Origin of the sequence: Flagellimonas olearia, assembly GCF_009184425.1 — a bacterium.
Classification (GTDB): domain Bacteria; phylum Bacteroidota; class Bacteroidia; order Flavobacteriales; family Flavobacteriaceae; genus Flagellimonas; species Flagellimonas olearia.
Genome location: NZ_WELG01000152.1, coordinates 1 through 335, shown reverse-complemented (window position 1 = coordinate 335; position 335 = coordinate 1). Strand labels below are relative to the sequence as shown.

The 335-nt window shown below is 56.4% G+C and carries 1 pseudogene; it reads left to right on the top strand.

Annotated features, from left to right (window positions below):
- Positions 1-335, top strand: a pseudogene (locus tag F8C76_RS19485) (glyceraldehyde-3-phosphate dehydrogenase); the annotation flags it as partial.

Genomic DNA, 335 nt, shown 5'->3' with positions numbered 1-335 from the left:
TCCGCAGCAAGCTGCACCACCAATGCCATCGTTCCGCCGCTGAAGGCGCTGGAAGATAAGTTCGGCATCGAGTTCGGCCATGTGGAAACGGTACACTCCTACACCAATGACCAGAACCTGTTGGATAACTTCCACAAGGGGCCTCGTCGTGGGCGTTCGGCGCCACTGAACATGGTGTTGACTGAGACCGGTGCGGCGACGGCTGCCACCAAAGTATTGCCGAGCCTTAATGGCAAGCTGACCGGAAACTCCATCCGCGTTCCCACCCCGAACGTGTCTATGGCGATCCTGAACTTGACTCTGAGCAAAGAAACTACCTTGGAAGAGCTCAACGA